Source organism: Pseudomonas sp. Pf153 (assembly GCF_001269775.1).
Lineage (GTDB): Bacteria > Pseudomonadota > Gammaproteobacteria > Pseudomonadales > Pseudomonadaceae > Aquipseudomonas > Aquipseudomonas uvaldensis.
In genome coordinates this window covers 864067-878210 of record NZ_LHVL01000025.1, presented here as the reverse complement: position 1 = coordinate 878210, position 14144 = coordinate 864067, and the positions used below count along the sequence as shown (strand labels likewise).

The following is a 14144-nucleotide window of genomic DNA, read 5'->3' as shown; positions in this document are numbered from 1 at the left end:
CTCGCGCCGAATCGCAGCTCATCAATAATTCTTTTTCTCAATTGACAATAATTATCATTAAGCCTAATTTGGCGCTCGATGTGCAGGACGCCCGCCTTTACCGCTCGTCCTGCTAACTTTTTGCAGCAAGGTGAATTCCATGACGGAACAAGTATCCACAAGCAGGTGCGACTCACCGTTACTTCAGGCGTTCGTCGATAACCGGGTGATCCTGGTCAAGATCGCAGCACGCATTACCGGTTGCCGGTCCCGCGCGGAAGATGTGGTACAGGATGCGTTTTTCCGGCTGCAATCGGCGCCCCAAATCACCTCTTCCATCAAGGCTCAGCTCAGCTACCTGTTCCAGATCGTGCGCAACCTGGCGATCGACCACTACCGCAAGCAGGCGCTGGAACAGAAATATTCGGGGCCGGAGGAGGAAGGACTGAACGTGGTGATCCAGGGTGCTTCGCCGGAAACGTCTCACATCAACTTTTCCACGCTGGAGCACATTGCGGACGCGCTGACCGAACTGCCCAGTCGCACCCGCTACGCCTTCGAGATGTACCGCCTGCACGGCGTCCCACAGAAGGACATCGCCAAGGAACTGGGGGTCTCGCCGACTCTGGTGAACTTTATGATCCGCGACGCCCTGGTGCACTGCCGCAAGGTGTCGGGGGTACGGGCAGACACCTTCTCCCGGCGCTGAGGCTGTGTGTCAGTCCCGGTGTCATCGCGGGCAAGTCTTGCCCGCGATGACGGCCGGCAGACCGCCCCGATCTACATCAACGCACACCGCTCAAAAAATCGCTCGCGCCCAAGGATCATCAGCGCCGCTCGCTTGTGAGGAAAGTCGAATTCCTTTTCACAGTGGAAACACTGGTTGTGCAGGTGGCCGATCATCCGTGCATTGTCGGCGCGGGGCTCGGCCACTACACGCTGGGTGCGTGGATCATCCAGGAACAGATAGTGCACCAGCGCCGACAGCCAGCTCGCCACCTTGTGCGGGCCCCGGTGCTGCTCTTCGCCCACCAGCATATGAATGCCACGATCGTAATCCGCCGCCTCATAGAACGGCGCGATACGATCCTCCTTGGCCCAATAGGCTTCGAAGTAGGCAAACGGCTGGTCGTCGAAACAACCGATCAAGGTCAGGACCCGTGGGTCGCGCTGCAACTTGTCCAGGTATTCGCGGTGCTGTTCCAGGCTGCCCTCCTCCTGCCAGAAGCTCGCCACCCGGGGACTGTTCTGCCAGCGATTGAAACGCGCCAGGTCCTGCTCGATTTCCAGCGTGCGCAAGGACACCCAGGCCCCCAGACGCGCATCGAAACGCCGATACACTTCGCCGCGCGGCTTCACGGGTCGACGCGGATGCCGCTTGCCGTCCGTGATGATCATCTGCTGCGGATAACTGCCATTGAATGACTCACCCAGCCAAGGTTGTGGCAACTGCCAGAACATCGTGCGCTCGCAGACATATTCGGCGGCCTGACCGGTGGCCGTCAGCAGGCCACTGAGCAAGGCTTCAACGGGGCGCTCAGCAAGGTGCCAGATCAGGCGCTGGCACTGCGGCTCTCGGGCAAACAGCCAATAGCAGGCTGCCCAAAGGGCCGGACCTACGGGCCGGTCGTTGATTTCCTGCAAATGCACCCGCAACTCGGGACCACGATCCAGGCGCAACCGGATCAGGGGTGCGCCTTCGAGCATGAGGCTCAGATGGCGCTCGGTTTCATCGGCACCCAAGCGACGCCCACCGGGCAAGGGCAGCATGGTCGGTTGAAAGAGGTCAGGCATGGCAGAGGCTCGCGTGTTCGTCGATAGTCAACGTGGGACGTGAGCCGGTAGGGGAAATTTAGTCGCCGGTCAATGGCTGTGCACCGGCACCAGCGCTATCTGGTAAGGCTTGAAAATCGCCAACAGTTCACCGTTGTCCCGCAGCGTTTGCAGCAAGCGGGTAAATGCTTCGCCGGTGATCGGCGCCTGGGGCCGGATCAGCGCGTAGTGATGGTAGATCTGGTCGATACGGTCGGATATCAGCAATTGGGGACCTACTTCGGGATTGCGCAAGATGTAATCGTGCAAGTACGAACGGGTCACCAGCGCCATGTCAACGCGCCCGCGCAGGACCATCAACAGGTTGCTGTCGTGGGAATACGTCAGCGTGGCGTTGTACTGGCCGATCAGGAATTTGGGGTCGGCGTTGAATTCGGCAAAGGCGTAGTGGTAGCCACTGAACAGGGCCAGGCGCTTGCCCCTGAGATCGGCGAAATAGCTTTGCTGGCGATCTGGCTGGCGCTGGGTGACGAAGATCTCCGCGTCCTCCAGGCCCATGTCCACCGCCGTGTGGGGCACGTCTTTCCAGCCCCATTCGGGGTTCTCGAAAATCGCCATGTCCACCCGGCCCTGTTTGAAATCATTGAAGCGGCGCGGGATCGACGTTGGCACCAGCACGAACTGATAGTCAGTCTGGGAGCGATTCAGGGCCTCGACCAGTTGCGGCAACAGGCCGGTGTCGGCTCCATTCTCGGGACGGACCGTATACGGTGGAAAATGCGCGGCACCGATACGGACCAATTGCGCCGCCGAAGCGGGCAAGACCAGGAAAACGGCCAGTATGGCCAGTAGAACACGGGAGGTCATCCCCATCGTCGAACACGTCAAGGTCACCCACTCCCCATAAGTCATACATTCAAGCTAGGCGGTTTCAGCCATTTGGCCAGCCACTTGGCCAGCGAATGGGACAGCCCTGTTATTGTTTTTCTTCAAGCACCAGGATCAATGCCTGTTCGGCCAGGTCATCCAGACTCAGACTGCCTTCGGCGCGAAACCAGGTGGTAGTCCAGGACAATGCACCTGTAAGGAACCGCCGGGTGATGGCCACGTCTGCGCGAATATACCCGGCATCCTTGGCCTGACCCAACACCTCCAGCCACAACTGCTCATAAATATCGCGCAAGGCCAGCACCCGCCGCTGCCCGTCCTCGGATAACGAGCGCCATTCATAGACCAGCACGGCCATCGCCTCGCCGGTTCCGCCCATGATCGACTGCAGTTCGCAACGGATCAGCGCCAGCACCCGTTCACGCACACTGCCCGCCTCGGCCAGGGCTGCTCGCATCAGCGCAGTGTTGTAGCGGACGGTTTCTTCCATCACCGCCCGCAAAATCTCATCCTTGCTCTTGAAGTGATGAAAGATGCTGCCGGACTGGATACCCACGGCACTCGCCAGGTCACGCACCGTGGTGCGTTCGAAGCCTTTGTTGCGAAACAGGTGAGCGGCTGTCTGGAGCAGCTTGCCGCGCGCGCTGTCCGGATCGGTCAGTTGCCCGAGTTCAACCAACTCCCGCATCACCTTGAGGGCTTTTTGCTCATCCACCCTTTCTCTCCTACAGTCGTTCGACGTGGCGCCGGCAATTTAAGCCGGGTGGATCAACCAAGCAAGCGCTCGGGCCAAAGAACTCAACGCCGTTTACAGACCAAGCGCTTGCTTGGTAGTCTCGGACCACGTTTGCTGGAGGGATTCCCCATGCCAAGCACGATCCGTATCGGTTGCGCCAGCGCCTTCTGGGGCGACACCCGTGTTGCCGCGGCGCAGCTGGTCGAAGGTGGAAACCTGAATTACCTGGTGTTCGACTACCTGGCCGAGATTACGCTCTCGATCATGGCCGGCGCACGCTTGAAAGACCCTCGGGCGGGTTATGCCACAGACTTCGTCGAAGTGCTGGCGCCGCTACTCCAGCGTTTGCAAGCTGGCGCCATCCGTGTCATCAGCAACGCCGGCGGGGTCAACCCCCAGGCATGTGCCGCCGCCCTGCAAGCGGCCTGCGACGCCGCGGGCGTGTCGTTGAAGATCGCCGTGCTGCTGGGGGACGATCTGCAATCACAGAGCCAACGGCTCGCCGAACAGGGAATCCGCGAGATGTTCAGCGGCGAGCCATTGCCCTGGACCTGTATTTCCACAAACGCCTACCTCGGAGCCCCCGGCATTGTCGAAGCCCTGCGCCTGGGCGCCGATATCGTGATCACCGGCCGCGTGGTGGACAGTGCGGTGGTCAGCGCCGCATTGGTGCACGAATTCGGCTGGGCCTGGCACGACTACGACAAACTGGCCCAGGCCGCATTGGCCGGGCACCTCATCGAATGTGGCGCCCAATGCACGGGCGGCAATTTCACCGACTGGCGGGACGTACCGGATTACGAGCACATCGGCTTTCCTATCGTCGAAGTCAGTGCGGACGGCCAGTTCATCGTCACTAAAGTCGAAGGCACCGGCGGGCTGGTCACGCCGCTGACCGTCGGCGAGCAACTGCTCTATGAAATCGGCGACCCGCAGGGCTATCTGCTGCCGGATGTGATCTGTGACTTCAGCCACGTCAAGTTGATCCAGCAAGGCAAGCAGGCAGTCCGCGTCCATGGCGCCAGGGGGCTGCCGCCCACCGATCGCTACAAGGTGTGCGCCACCTGGCCAGACGGCTTTCGCTGCACGGCCCTGTGCCTGATCGCCGGCATCGATGCGGTGGCCAAGGCCGAGCGGGTCAGCCAGGCGATTATCGCCAGAACCTCGCACATGTTTATCCAGCAGGGATGGGCGCCTTACAGCGAAGTGAACGTCGAGTTGCTGGGCAGCGAGGCCACTTATGGCCACCACGGCCAACGCCAGGACAGTCGCGAAGTGCTGATCAAACTGGCGGTGCGCCACCCGGAACGCCCGGCACTAGTACTGTTTTCCCGGGAAATCGCCCAGGCTGCCACCGCCATGGCGCCGGGCCTGACCGGTCTGGCGGGCGGCCGTCCGACGGTACAGCCGCTGATTCGCCTCTTCTCGTTCCTGATCGCCAAAACCGCCTGCCCACTCGAAATCGAACTCGACGGCCAGCGCCACCCTTGTGCCCTGCCCGTGCCCGAGCCCCTGGAAACCCGCGAATTGCCCGTTGCCCCGCAACTGCCCAAACCCCATGGCCGGGCCGATGCCAGCGTCCCGTTGGTCAAGCTGGCGGTGGCCCGTTCCGGCGACAAGGGCAACCACAGCAACATCGGCGTGATCGCCCGGGAACCCGAATATTTACCGTGGATCGCCGAGGCGCTGACGCCGGAGGTGATGGTCGACTGGATGAGCCACGTACTCGACCCGTTGCTGGGCCGCGTCGAGCGCTGGTACCTGCCGGGCACCCACAGCCTGAACTTCCTGTTGGAAAACGCCCTCGGCGGTGGTGGTGTCGCCAGCCTGCGCATCGACCCCCAAGGCAAGGCGTTCGCACAACAATTGCTGGAGATCCAGATTCCGGTCCCCCAGGACATCGCCGACCGGGTCAACTGATGCAAACGTGTCCGACAAGGAGCCATGGCCATGCCCGTCATCGAATCGCACCTGGACCCGCACGGCGCTGACTTCGCCCGCAATCATGCGGCAATGCTGGCCGCTGTGGAGCAACTGCGCCGACTCGAACAGACCATGCTGGAGAAAGCCGCCCAGGCCCAGGCCCGATTCGACCAGCGCGGCCAATTGCTGCCGCGCCAACGCCTGAACCTGCTGCTCGATCCCGGTGCGCCGTTCCTCGAACTGGCGAGCCTGGCCGGCTACAAGCTCCACGAAGACAAGGATGGCAGCGAGGCCGGCGGCGGCTTGATCGCGGGTATCGGCTTTGTCTGCGGCGTACGGGTGTTGGTGATGGCGAATAACAGCGCCATCAAGGGCGGGACCATTTCCCCCAGCGGCCTGCAAAAGACCCTGCGCCTGCAACAGATCGCCATGGAAAACCGACTCCCACTCATCACCCTCGCCGAAAGCGGCGGTGCCAATCTCAACTATGCCGCGCAGATTTTCATCGAAGGCGCGCGTAGCTTCGCCAACCAGGCTCGGATGTCGGCCATGGGTCTGCCGCAGATCACCGTGGTGCACGGTTCGGCCACCGCCGGCGGCGCTTATCAACCGGGCTTGTCGGATTACGTCGTGGTGGTGCGCGACAAGGCGCGGCTGTTCCTGGCCGGACCGCCGCTGCTCAAGGCCGCCACCGGTGAAGTGGCCACCGAGGAAGAACTGGGCGGGGCGCAGATGCATGCCCAAGTGGCGGGCACCGCCGAATACCTGGCTGAGAACGACGCCGACGGCATCCGCCTGGCCCGGGAAATCGTTAGTCTGCTGCCCTGGAATGCGCAGTTGCCGCCACGACCTGAACGAACCTGGGCAGAACCGCGCTACGCCGCCGAAGAACTGTTGGGCGTCGTCCCCGATGACCCGAAGAAACCCTACGATGTGCGAGAAATCATTGCCCGCCTCGCCGACGGCTCGAACTTTCTCGACTTCAAGCGCGAATTCGACCCCCATACGGTCTGCGGCCACTTGCACATTCGCGGTCATGCCTGCGGCGTGATCGGCAACAACGGCCCGATCACGCCCAAGGGCGCGAGCAAGGCGGCGCAGTTCATCCAACTCTGTGACCAGAGCCGCACGCCTCTGCTGTTTCTGCACAACACCACCGGGTTCATGGTGGGCACCGAGGCGGAACAGCAAGGCGTGATCAAACACGGTGCCAAGATGATCCAGGCCGTGGCCAACGCCCGCGTACCCAAGCTCACGATCGTGGTGGGCGGTTCCTACGGTGCCGGCAACTACGCCATGTGCGGGCGCGGGCTGGATCCGCGTTTCATCTTCGCCTGGCCCAACAGCCACACGGCCGTGATGGGTGGCGCCCAGGCCGGCAAGGTGCTGCGCATCGTCACCGAAGCCGCGCAACTCAGGAACGGCGTCACTCCCGACCCGAAGATGCTGGACCTGCTCGAACACACCACCGCGCAGACGCTCGACAGCCAGTCCACCGCCCTCTACGGCAGTGCCAACCTGTGGGACGACGGGCTCATCGACCCGCGAGACACCCGCACGCTGCTGGGCTACCTGCTGGACATCTGCCACGAGGCCGAGGCCCGCCCACTGCAATCCAACAGTTTCGGAGTCGCCCGTTTCTGACCGCAGCCGCCCAGGAGAGCAACGAACATGATCTTCACCCAGGAACACGAAGCACTGCGGCGCACCGTTCGCCAGTTTGTCGACCGCGACATCAACCCCTACGTCGACGAATGGGAAAAGGCAGGGCGTTTTCCAATCCATGAGATTTTCCGCAAGGCCGGCGACTTGGGATTGCTGGGGATCTCCAAGCCGCAAGCCTTTGGCGGCATGGGCCTGGACTACAGTTATTCGATCGTCGCGGCCGAGGCGTTCGGCACCATCCATTGCGGCGGCGTGCCGATGTCCATCGGCGTCCAGACCGACATGTGTACCCCGGCCCTGGCGCGTTTCGGCTCCGATGAACTACGCGAAACATTCCTGCGCCCGGCCATCCGTGGCGACCAGGTGGGTTGCATCGGCGTGTCTGAAACCGGCGCCGGTTCCGATGTCGCCAGCCTCAAGACCACGGCGCGCAAGGATGGCGACGACTATGTCATCAATGGCAGCAAGATGTGGATCACCAATGCGCCGAGCGCCGACTTCATCTGCCTGCTGGCCAACACGTCGGACGACAAGCCGCACCTCAACAAATCGCTGATCATGGTGCCCATGGACAGCCCCGGCATCAGCCTCGGTGCGCACTTGGACAAGCTGGGCATGCGCAGCTCGGAAACCGCCCCGGTGTTCTTCGATGACGTGCGAGTGCCGCAACGCAATCGCATCGGCCAGGAAGGTGCCGGGTTCATGATGCAGATGATCCAGTTCCAGGAGGAACGGCTGTTCGGTGCCGCGAACATGATCATGGGTCTGGAACGCTGCGTCGACAGCACCATCGAGTACTGCCGGGAACGCAAGACCTTCGATACAGCGCTCATCGACAACCAAGTGATCCACTTCCGCCTGGCAGAACTGGCGAGCGAAATCGAATGCCTGCGGGCGCTGGTCTACCAGGCCACCGAGCAATACATCAACGGACAGGACGTCACGCGGCTGGCTTCCATGGCCAAGCTCAAGGCCGGGCGCCTGAGCCGGGAAGTCACCGACAGTTGTCTGCAATACTGGGGCGGCATGGGGTTCATGTGGGACAACCCGGTGGCGCGGGCCTATCGCGACGTCCGGCTGGTGTCCATTGGCGCCGGAGCGGATGAAATCATGCTCGGCATCATCTGCAAGCTGATGGGGATTTTGCCGGGGAAGAAGAAATGAGCCGCTTGCCCACCTTCAGCAAAATCCTCATCGCCAACCGCGGCGAGATCGCCTGCCGGATCCAGCGCACCGCCCAGGCCCTGGGCTATCGCACGGTGGCGGTTTTCAGCGAGGCCGACGCCGATGCCTTGCATGTGCGCATGGCCGATGAAGCCGTCTCGATCGGCCCTGCCCCGGTGCAACAGTCCTATCTCAACCAGCCGGCCATTCTCGCGGCGGCTCGACGCACGGGCGCCGATGCGATCCATCCGGGCTACGGTTTCCTTTCGGAAAACGCCGGGTTCGCCAGGGCCTGCGAAGACGCCGGCCTCCTCTTCATAGGCCCCAGCCCCGAGGCCATCGAGCTGATGGGCAGCAAGCGACGTTCGAAAATCGCCATGCTTGCCGCCGGCGTGCCCTGCATCGCTGGCTACCAGGGCGCCGCTCAGGACGATGACACCTTGAGCCACGAAGCCAAACGCATCGGCTACCCACTGATGATCAAGGCCAGCGCCGGCGGTGGTGGCCGGGGCATGCGGTTGGTCCAACGGGCCGAAGACCTTCTGGAGCAGCTGCGCAGCGCTCGCTCCGAAGCCCTGCATGGCTTCGGCAGCGACGAGTTGATTCTTGAACAGGCGTTGGTCGATCCGCGGCATGTGGAGGTGCAGATTTTCGGCGATCATCACGGGCATCTCATCCACCTCGGCGAACGGGACTGCTCGATCCAGCGCCGACATCAGAAAATCATCGAGGAGGCGCCCTGCCCGGTCATGACTGCTGATCTGCGCCGGGCCATGGGCGAGGCGGCGCTCAAGGCCGGCCGCGCGGTGAGTTACGTCGGTGCCGGCACCGTGGAATTCCTGCTGGCCGATGATGGCCAGTTTTATTTCCTGGAGATGAATACCCGATTGCAAGTCGAACATCCGGTCACGGAGCAGGTCACCGGCCTGGACCTGGTGGCCTGGCAACTGGACGTCGCCGCAGGCTTGCCATTGCCCCTGCGCCAAGACCAAGTACAACTCAGCGGCCATGCCATGCAAGCACGACTTTACGCCGAAGACCCGGCCGAGGCGTTCCTGCCCCAGACCGGACGATTAATCGGCTGGAAGCCGCCTCAGCGGGAGGCGCGCATCGATCATGGCCTGTTGGAAGGCCAGTTCGTCAGCCCGTTCTATGACCCAATGCTGGGCAAGTTGATCACCCATGGCGCCACTCGCGAAGAGGCCCGGCGCAAGTTGCTGCGGGCGGTGGAGGATTGCGTATTGCTGGGGGTCCGCAGCAACCAGCGGATGTTGGCGGCGCTGCTGGCGCATCCGCGATTCGTCGAAGGCGACTTCAGCACCGGCTTCATCCCACGGCATTTCAACGATCATCCGGCCCTCCAGCCCCATGCCCCCTCGCTCGAACAACTCGCCATCGCCACCGCACTTTTCTATCAGGCCAGCGGGGCACGTCATGGCCACGGTCTGGCTGGATGGCGAAACACCGCCGGCGCGACGCTGCAATATCGACTCGGTACGGGAGAGCTCGACTGGAGGCCGAGCCTGACCGCCGAAGCCGACGGCACGCTGCGAGTCCGCCTCGACGATTCCGTGGTGGAACTGAAACTGCTCGATGTGGACGGGAGTGATGCCACCGTATGGGTCGATGGCGTTCGCCAGCACTGCACCTGGCGTCTCGACGGTAGCGATCTCTGGCTGTTCACTCGGCCCGGTAGCTTGCACCTGCAAGACCGGACCCAGGCCAACGTCACACCCCGCGCAGCGGTCGGCGACGGTATGCTCAGGGCGCCCATGGATGGCGCCATCGTCGAACTGCGGGTCGAAGAGAACAGCGTGGTGCATCGGGGGCAGCTATTGATGGTGCTCGAAGCAATGAAAATGGAGCATCCGCTCGAAGCAGACCGGGACGGGGTGGTCCGGGCATTGCAAGTCAAGCAGGGTGAGCAGGTACGGAACCGACAGATTCTGTTGCGGATCGAAACAGACCATTAGGCTTTTCATACAGAGCCTAGGCGGATGCGTCGGGTTTGACTACGCTCAAACCCATCGGCTTGCCTTCTATCGGAACCCTGCGATGCCCAACTGGCTGGTGATTGACCTGGAGGCCACTACCGATGAGGGTGGCTGGCCAGTAACCGAAATGGAAATTATCGAGATCGGCGCCTCGCTGGTGAATCGCGACGGCCACGAAGTGGATCATTTTCAGCGTTTCGTTCGCCCGCTGAGGCGGCCCCTGCTTACACCGTTCTGCCGCGAGCTGACGCGCATCACCCAGGCCAATATCGACGGGGCAATGCCTCTTTCCGAAGTCTGGCCGGCGTTCGAACGCTGGCTGACACCGTACCGGACGAACCTGGGAGGCTGGGTCAGCTGGGGCGACTACGACCGTAAGCAATTGCTTCAGGAATGGCAGCATCATCAGATACAGAGCTTTCTCGGCCAGGTGCCACACATGAACCTCAAGCAGCGCTTCGCCAAGGCCCGTCGGCTTGAACGTCCCTTGGGCCTCAATGGGGCATTGCAATTGGCCGGCCTGCAATTCTGCGGTCAACAGCATCGGGCCCTGGAGGATGCACGCAATACGGCGCGACTGTTGCCTCTGGTGCTTACGGACTGAACGACCCACCCTGCGTTGCAGATGACGAGTGCTGATGCCTTGTGCATACTGGCCGGCCTTTTTCAGCCCTTTTTCGAGGAATCGCCCATGTTCAAAGTCAACGAATACTTCGACGGCACAGTCAAGTCGATCGCTTTCGGGACTGCCGAAGGCCCTGCGACCATCGGTGTCATGGCACCGGGCGAATACGAGTTCGGTACCGCCCAGCGGGAAATCATGCACGTCGTTTCCGGCGCTCTGACCGTGAAACTGCCCGACAGCACCGAATGGGAAACCTTCGCGGCCGGCAGTCAGTTCAATGTTCCGGCCAACAGCAAGTTCCAGCTCAAGGTCGCCGTCGACACGGCCTACCTGTGCGAATACCGCGGCTGAGATTGCTTCGAGCATGAAAAAGCCCGTGTCCAGTGACACGGGCTTTTTCATGCTCGTGGCCTGTACGGTTAATTTGAGTGTACGAATCAGCCACACAGGCCACTGGTTATTCGAGCACTTCAACCGGCATGCCGACTTCAAGTCGGCCGTTGCCATCGTTGACCAGATTCTGGCCAAACATCGCGCCGTCCGGCGTGGAACGATACTGCTGCAAGGTAGCGAACGGCTCGCGGTTCGGGTCGCGCTCGCCGGTTTGCGGATCGACCGTCGTCATGATGCAGCGCGAGCAAGGCTTGACCACGCGAAACTCCACATCGCCGATACGGATGCGCTTCCAGTCATCCTCGGCAAACGCCCCGCTGCCCTCGATCACCAGGTTGGGACGAAAGCGCAGCATCTCCAACGGGCGCCCGACCCGGTTCGAGAGGTCCTGCAGAGAGGCCTGGCCAATCAACAGCAGCGGGAATCCATCTGCAAAGGCGACTTTGTCGTCATCCTTGCCATAACCGGCCGCCGTGGTGCGTGCCATTTCCACCGGAACATGCACCAGCCGGGTGGCGTTGCCGATGAATTCACTGACCCAGCCGGCCGCCTCGTCACCGGCATCCGGGACACGCAGGGTGTCGCGCCAGATCGTCACCCCGCGCAGTTGCTCTTGAGTAGCAGAAGGCAGCGCCACGTCGACACTGCCATAGCCTGGCGCACTGAGCGTCAGGCCGCCCGCCTCATTCCACAGGGCCGAGAGTTGGCTCATCTTCGCCACGGCCCGCTGGGTCAGGAAGCGTCCGCTGGCTTCATCCACCAACATCCAGCGCCGATCACCGTCCAGCCCGAGCTTGTCCAGGCCAATTCCCGGCAGGGACTGGCCCTTGCCGGATTTCAACGGGTAACGGTACAGCGCGCTCAGCCGCAACATGGTCAGCTCCCTGATGGCGAAAAAATGCCACCCTATACGAACCGGCCATCGAAGCAAACCATGTTCGGTTTCAGCCGAGCATCAGTCGCTGGCGCACCACATCCACCAATTTGTCCGGCTGGAATTTGGAGAGGAAATTGTCGCAGCCGACCTTCTTGACCATCGAATCGTTGAAGCTGCCCGACAGCGAGGTGTGCAGCACGACATAGAGCCCACGCAGACGCGGGTCATTGCGGATCTCGGTGGTCAGGCGATAACCATCCATTTCCGGCATTTCCGCGTCGGTGAAGATCATCAGCAATTTGTCGGTCATCACCTCGCCGGTGTCAGCCCAGGCCTTGAGCATATTCAAGGCTTTCAGACCGTCGCTGGCGATGTGCATTTTCACGCCCAACTGACCCAGCGTGTCGCGCAGTTGCGAAAGCGCCACGTTGGAGTCGTCCACCAGCAACACTTCGCGCCCCCGAGCCTTTTCCAACACCGGATCTTCGAGCTTGTCCCGGGAGACCTTGGCGTTGTACGGCACGATTTCGGCCAGCACCTTTTCCACGTCGATGATTTCCACCAACTGGTCGTCCACCTTGCTGATAGCCGTCAGGTAGTGTTCACGGCCGGCGCTGCCCGGAGGCGGCAGGATCGCTTCCCAGTTCATGTTGACGATACGATCCACGCCACCTACCAAGAACGCCTGGACCGAACGGTTGTACTCGGTAACGATGATCGTGCTATTGGCTCCCGGCACCAGCGGACGCATGCCGATGGCCTGGGACAGGTCGATCACCGGCAGCGTCTGGCCGCGCAGATTGACCACGCCACACACGAACGGATGGCGTTGCGGCATCAACGTCAGCTTCGGCAGTTGCAACACTTCCTGGACCTTGAACACGTTGATGGCGAACAACTGCCGCCCTGCCAGGCGAAACATGAGAATTTCCAGGCGATTCTCACCCACCAGCTGGGTTCGTTGATCTACTGTGTCGAGAATGCCGGCCATTATTGATGACTCCTGGGATTGTTCGGATAAATCCAATAATGCAACTATCGGCCGCGCGAGCCGGATCTTGACCCCTCGATGAAATACATCTCGGGGCATTGATATCACCTTAACATCATGCTTTACTGGCCTCACGCTTTAATCCGCTTCCCCTTCCGCGCTGCGCGACCTCGTTTTTCGCGTATGGTTCCCTTGCCTAAGGGAATCCCCTAGCAACAATCAGGTCCAACCTGATATTCCCAATTTCCAATAGCCATTAATGTGACGCCATTCTCATTGCTGAACGGAGTCAGGCCTTTGTGCGCGACAGCAGGACATCGGACTTTCAGCCTTTCGGCCGATCCCACCCTTGCAACTATCCGCGTGCTCTGTCCTGCCGTATGGCAAGGATGTGCCGACGCACTTTCGTTCGTTGCCAGTCGTGAGATCCAGCCGTTCGCCACACGTGATTTTCTTTCGTCTGACATGATGTTGTGGAGATAAGCATGCCGAACGATCGTAAGGACTGGTCTCAGCGCCTGCCCGAATTCCTGATCGAAGCCGAAACGCTTCTGGCCAAATCGGAGGAGTGCCTGAGCCATCTGCAACTGATCAGTAACGATAAGGATGCGATCGATTGCATGCTCAGTACCTTGTTGAAGCTGGCAAACAAGGCCGATGCCCTGGCGCTGGAAGCCGTTTCGGAATTTTCCCTGCATATCCACGGTTTGCTCAGCCATGCGCAGAGCCACATGGACCTGCATGAGCAGGCCCTGGACGCATTGAAGGATTGCTTCACCCTGATGGCCTGGCAACTGGAGCTGGTCGACCCCACCACCGGCCAACTCAGCCTGGACAACAGCGAACAGACCTCACTGATCGAGGCATTTGCCTTCCAGGTAGGCCGGACGCCTTGCGAAGAAGTCCACGCAGCACACCGGCTGGCCCTGGTGCCTTACTCCCAGAAGCAAGCCTGACAAAGCTCCGGCCCGCCATCCGATGCATGGCGCTTTCACGACACCATGCCGAACGCGACCAACGTTAGATGAAGTGGTACTATGTCTCGCGTCAGTCGTTTCAAAAGTACGGCGTGGTGAAAGCCGTCCATCGAAGCCAACCTCGACCCGAAGCACTTACCCAACCCGGCCTGTCAGATC

At 61.4% G+C, this 14144-nt stretch carries 13 protein-coding genes; 8 read left to right on the top strand and 5 right to left on the bottom strand.

From position 1 onward, the window contains the following. Positions 1 to 139 precede the first annotated feature (139 nt). Positions 140 to 688, top strand: coding sequence for an RNA polymerase factor sigma-70 (locus AD666_RS19155; RefSeq protein ID WP_053155271.1), 549 nt, complete (start codon positions 140 to 142; stop codon positions 686 to 688). Positions 689 to 759: 71 nt separating this feature from the next. Here the strand turns inward: AD666_RS19155 and AD666_RS19150 are convergent, their stop codons facing one another. The 3 genes from AD666_RS19150 to AD666_RS19140 form a co-directional block, all read right to left on the bottom strand. Beyond that, positions 760 to 1773 (bottom strand): GNAT family N-acetyltransferase, encoded by a 1014-nt coding sequence (locus tag AD666_RS19150; RefSeq protein ID WP_053155269.1) that lies wholly within the window; start codon positions 1771 to 1773, stop codon positions 760 to 762. Positions 1774 to 1842: 69 nt separating this feature from the next. Next, positions 1843 to 2619 carry an ABC transporter substrate-binding protein gene (locus tag AD666_RS19145; protein WP_053155268.1) on the bottom strand — a complete coding sequence of 259 codons (777 nt, stop codon included), beginning with the start codon at positions 2617 to 2619 and terminating at the stop codon, positions 1843 to 1845. Between the two features lie 109 nt (positions 2620 to 2728). Further along, the gene (locus AD666_RS19140) at positions 2729 to 3355 is read right to left on the bottom strand and encodes a TetR/AcrR family transcriptional regulator (protein WP_053155266.1); all 627 of its coding nucleotides are present in this window, start codon (positions 3353 to 3355) and stop codon (positions 2729 to 2731) included. Positions 3356 to 3505: 150 nt separating this feature from the next. On the opposite strand from AD666_RS19140, the gene AD666_RS19135 reads away from it, so the two are divergent. The 6 genes from AD666_RS19135 (at position 3506) to AD666_RS19110 (ending at position 11098) form a co-directional block, all read left to right on the top strand. Further along, the gene (locus AD666_RS19135) at positions 3506 to 5296 is read left to right on the top strand and encodes an acyclic terpene utilization AtuA family protein (protein WP_053155264.1); all 1791 of its coding nucleotides are present in this window, start codon (positions 3506 to 3508) and stop codon (positions 5294 to 5296) included. Between the two features lie 30 nt (positions 5297 to 5326). Next, positions 5327 to 6943 carry a geranyl-CoA carboxylase subunit beta gene (atuC, locus tag AD666_RS19130; RefSeq protein ID WP_053155262.1) on the top strand — a complete coding sequence of 539 codons (1617 nt, stop codon included), beginning with the start codon at positions 5327 to 5329 and terminating at the stop codon, positions 6941 to 6943. A 27-nt stretch (positions 6944 to 6970) separates the two neighbouring features. Continuing rightward, on the top strand, positions 6971 to 8128 hold the full coding sequence (atuD, locus tag AD666_RS19125) for a citronellyl-CoA dehydrogenase (RefSeq protein WP_053155260.1): 1158 nt from the start codon (positions 6971 to 6973) through the stop codon (positions 8126 to 8128). Between the two features lie 5 nt (positions 8129 to 8133). Continuing rightward, positions 8134 to 10101 carry an acetyl/propionyl/methylcrotonyl-CoA carboxylase subunit alpha gene (locus AD666_RS19120; RefSeq protein ID WP_053155407.1) on the top strand — a complete coding sequence of 656 codons (1968 nt, stop codon included), beginning with the start codon at positions 8134 to 8136 and terminating at the stop codon, positions 10099 to 10101. A gap of 82 nt (positions 10102 to 10183) precedes the next feature. Beyond that, positions 10184 to 10726: an exonuclease domain-containing protein gene (locus AD666_RS19115; RefSeq protein ID WP_053155258.1), complete on the top strand. Its 543-nt coding sequence runs from the start codon at positions 10184 to 10186 to the stop codon at positions 10724 to 10726. An 87-nt stretch (positions 10727 to 10813) separates the two neighbouring features. Next, positions 10814 to 11098, top strand: a complete 285-nt coding sequence (locus AD666_RS19110) for a pyrimidine/purine nucleoside phosphorylase (protein WP_053155256.1) — start codon at positions 10814 to 10816, stop codon at positions 11096 to 11098. 106 nt (positions 11099 to 11204) lie between these two features. On the opposite strand, the gene AD666_RS19105 is transcribed toward AD666_RS19110, so the two are convergent. Together AD666_RS19105 and AD666_RS19100 are read right to left on the bottom strand one after the other, a co-directional pair. After that, a complete protein-coding gene (locus AD666_RS19105; RefSeq protein WP_053155255.1) occupies positions 11205 to 12014 on the bottom strand; it encodes an MOSC domain-containing protein in 810 nt (269 codons plus the stop codon). Between the two features lie 70 nt (positions 12015 to 12084). After that, entirely contained in the window at positions 12085 to 13008 is a 924-nt protein-coding gene (locus AD666_RS19100) for a chemotaxis protein CheV (protein WP_053155253.1), read from the bottom strand. A gap of 485 nt (positions 13009 to 13493) precedes the next feature. Here AD666_RS19100 and AD666_RS19095 point away from each other — a divergent pair, with 485 nt between their 5' ends. Next, positions 13494 to 13964 (top strand): hypothetical protein, encoded by a 471-nt coding sequence (locus AD666_RS19095; protein WP_053155251.1) that lies wholly within the window; start codon positions 13494 to 13496, stop codon positions 13962 to 13964. Positions 13965 to 14144 lie beyond the last annotated feature (180 nt).

Bases quoted from the DNA above. Each gene is read 5' to 3' on its own strand.
- AD666_RS19155 (WP_053155271.1), top strand. From the start codon at position 140: ATGACGGAACAAGTATCCACAAGCAGGTGCGACTCACCGTTACTTCAG.
- AD666_RS19150 (WP_053155269.1), bottom strand. From the start codon at position 1,773: ATGCCTGACCTCTTTCAACCGACCATGCTGCCCTTGCCCGGTGGGCGT.
- AD666_RS19145 (WP_053155268.1), bottom strand. From the start codon at position 2,619: ATGACCTCCCGTGTTCTACTGGCCATACTGGCCGTTTTCCTGGTCTTG.
- AD666_RS19135 (WP_053155264.1), top strand. From the start codon at position 3,506: ATGCCAAGCACGATCCGTATCGGTTGCGCCAGCGCCTTCTGGGGCGAC.
- atuC (WP_053155262.1), top strand. From the start codon at position 5,327: ATGCCCGTCATCGAATCGCACCTGGACCCGCACGGCGCTGACTTCGCC.
- atuD (WP_053155260.1), top strand. From the start codon at position 6,971: ATGATCTTCACCCAGGAACACGAAGCACTGCGGCGCACCGTTCGCCAG.
- AD666_RS19115 (WP_053155258.1), top strand. From the start codon at position 10,184: ATGCCCAACTGGCTGGTGATTGACCTGGAGGCCACTACCGATGAGGGT.
- AD666_RS19110 (WP_053155256.1), top strand. From the start codon at position 10,814: ATGTTCAAAGTCAACGAATACTTCGACGGCACAGTCAAGTCGATCGCT.
- AD666_RS19105 (WP_053155255.1), bottom strand. From the start codon at position 12,014: ATGTTGCGGCTGAGCGCGCTGTACCGTTACCCGTTGAAATCCGGCAAG.
- AD666_RS19100 (WP_053155253.1), bottom strand. From the start codon at position 13,008: ATGGCCGGCATTCTCGACACAGTAGATCAACGAACCCAGCTGGTGGGT.
- AD666_RS19095 (WP_053155251.1), top strand. From the start codon at position 13,494: ATGCCGAACGATCGTAAGGACTGGTCTCAGCGCCTGCCCGAATTCCTG.